A 2,925-nucleotide genomic window follows, 5' to 3' on the forward strand; every position below is an offset into this window, starting at 1 on the left:
GTTTCATGGCTATCTAGAAACATAAGCTCAAGCAGATTGGGGTTTTTATAAAGTTTGCTTAATGAGTCAAATGGATTGAAGAACATAAAAAGGTAGAACCGTATTATGGACCTCTCTTGTCCCTATCAAGATAAAGAGTCACCAGGATCCAGCCATGATTTAATTTTCCAGTGGTTGAAAAAACTTCCTGCTGAGAGTAGAGTTCTTGATGTTGGAGCTGCATCTGGAACAACAGGTAAATTGGCAATAGGCTTACCATTACAGATCTATGGAATCGAACCAGTCCAAGAATGGGCCGATCAGGCTTCACCTTTTTATAAATCGATGTTTGTAACATCGATTGAGTCCGCACAGGCAGAAATTCTCAAAGGTTATCAAGCGGTCGTCCTCGCAGATGTGTTGGAGCATACTCCTGAACCCAAGAAAAACCTGGAGAGGATCGTAAAATCTCAAACACCCGGAACCAATTTCCTCATATCGGTACCGAATGTTGCGAATATTTGGGTCCGGCTCAACCTATTGCTAGGACGGTTTGAATATGTAGATAGAGGTATACTGGATCGAACTCACCTGCGCTTTTTCACAAGAAAATCGTTTCTCGAAATGCTTCAAGAATCCGGACTGCAAATTTCCAAGTTGGAAGTGACCCCCATTCCGTTAGAGTTGATTCATCCTTTTTTCCTTAATTCAAGACCAGGAAGATATATCTGTAACATCTTACGAGCGGTAACAAGGATATTTCCGACATTATTCGCATATCAATTCGTAGCCCAAGGAGAAAAGCGGCGTGAAAACTACCGAGAGCATTCTTTCAGCTAAAGTCGTCATTGTCCTTCCAGCCTATAACGCTGCAAAAACTTTGCAGAGAACGGTGGATGAAATTCCACAAACCTTTGCCAAGCATATCATCCTGGTTGATGATGCTTCAAGCGATGATACGGTAGCCATCGCTCAAAGCCTAGGATTAAACACTTTCCGCCATGAGAAGAATTCTGGCTACGGCGCAAACCAAAAAACCTGTTATACCCAGGCGTTGGCTATGGGAGCGGATATCGTCGTGATGCTCCACCCTGACCACCAATATGATGCTACGGTAATCCCGGCTTTGGTCGAACCGATCCTTCATCACGAGGCAGATGCAGTCTTTGGATCACGAATGCTCGGAGGGAGACCAAGAGAGGGTGGCATGCCCGGTTGGAAGTATGTTGCGAATGTAATCTTGACTGCGGCCGCGAATATTGTATTCAGCCGTTACCTGACAGAAATCCATTCAGGATTTAGAGCTTATTCGGCCAAATATCTGAAGACTGTAAGATTTCTAGATAACAGCGATGATTTTGTTTTCGATACAGAAATAATTGCTCAAGGGATGGCGAATAATTTGTTCTTTCGAGAAGTACCCATCGTGACCAGATATTTTCCTGAAGCATCTTCTATTAACTTCCGTAGAAGCGTTATCTATGGATGCCAGGTATTGCTGGTTCTATTTCGTTATTTTCTTTATAAACACCACCTGAACCAGGGGAGACAATTCTCTGCGAATTCTGAACCTGTAACAGCGTTGCTGAGAGCAAGGGCATGAGGTGTGAATAATCAGCTGACTAAACCATTCCATCGGACGCATCTACTTCATCGCTTCTGAAGCGATTGACCTCATTATGGCGACACGATTCACAGTTACCTTTCCTACGATCCAAAATGGCCGAGACTTGCTTACCCGCTCCTTTTTACTTTGGGAGCGGCCGCTGCCAGCCGGATTATTAACATTCATAATCTTCTTGGGTATATCGGCTACAGCCGGTTCTCCCTGGCGATTATCTGGTTTTCCGTATTTTAATTATTTAGCAGATGCATTCCTTCATGGGCAATTAAACTTACGGATTGTACCAGCAGATACGCTTGACCTCTCCCTATTTGAAGGCAAGTACTTTTTGTACTGGGGCCCTCTACCCGCAGTCTTCGCTATGCCACTCGTTGCGGTATTTGGTCCCTCTGTTAGTGATGTTATTCAATCGGTCTTTTTCGGAGCTATTGACGTAGGCCTATTTTCACAGCTCCTTAGGCTACTTAATGAAAAAGGAATAATAAACCTTTCTCCAATAAAAAGAGCATTTGTCGTGGTCTTTTTTGCTCTGGGAACCCCATTTACACCTCTCCCAGCAGCGGGTACGGTATGGTTTCTTTTACAGGTTGAGACTCTAGCTTTTGTTCTACTAGGTTTCATAGCAGCGTTATCGCTTGAAAGGTCAAAAGCGTTTTTTGTAACTGGTACTTCCATCTCAGCTATCCTGCTATTACGCCCGAGCGCTGCAATATCATACATATTTCTCGTTTGGTTTCTAATCAAAGAGAATCTTTTTACTGGAAGGCGGAATATTTTTCGGTACTGCCTGCTTGGTTTCATTCCAATATTCGTTACCTTGGTCGCACTTGTCCTCTATAATTATTTTCGTTTCGGAAATATTATGGAAAATGGGCTTAGTTACCATTTAATGGGAGAAGTATTCCAAGAAACATACTTACAATACGGATTATTCAATTTACACTATTTTCCAAATAATTTTTTTTCAACATACCTATTCTATCCCATAGATTTTGAAGCCAAAACAATTACCCCTTTGGGCGGTAGCCTGTATTTACTCAGCCCGCTATTCGTAGGATCAATTTTTGCTTTGTGGTACGAGCGGAAGGAAATAACAACCTGGATCCTTTTCTTCTCTGTATTGGTTGGAAACATTCCAATTCTTTTCCTGATGGGTCCGGGTGGTTTTCAATATGGCCCTCGATACACACTCGATTTTTCATTACCATTGTTGATGCTTACAGCAATCGGAATCAAAAGATGGTCTCCGGCGATAATCGTTCTGATGTTGATTATTTCTGTGTTCCATTACTTGATTGGCGCACTTTTCATGGTTTATGTCT

The 2,925-nt window shown here is 42.5% G+C and carries 3 protein-coding genes; all 3 read left to right on the forward strand.

What is annotated here, in order from left to right:
• The first annotated feature begins 105 nt into the window (after positions 1-105).
• On the forward strand, positions 106-819 hold the full coding sequence (locus NC238_13940) for a class I SAM-dependent methyltransferase (GenBank protein ID MCM1567007.1): 714 nt from the start codon (positions 106-108) through the stop codon (positions 817-819).
• Positions 788-1,582, forward strand: coding sequence for a glycosyltransferase family 2 protein (locus NC238_13945; GenBank protein MCM1567008.1), 795 nt, complete (start codon positions 788-790; stop codon positions 1,580-1,582). The genes NC238_13940 and NC238_13945 overlap by 32 nt, the downstream gene beginning before the upstream one ends.
• 76 nt (positions 1,583-1,658) lie before the next feature.
• A partial coding sequence (locus NC238_13950) for a hypothetical protein (GenBank protein ID MCM1567009.1) occupies positions 1,659-2,925 on the forward strand: 1,267 nt, incomplete at its 3' end.

Source organism: Dehalobacter sp. (genome assembly GCA_023667845.1).
In the GTDB taxonomy this organism is placed as follows: domain Bacteria; phylum Bacillota; class Desulfitobacteriia; order Desulfitobacteriales; family Syntrophobotulaceae; genus Dehalobacter.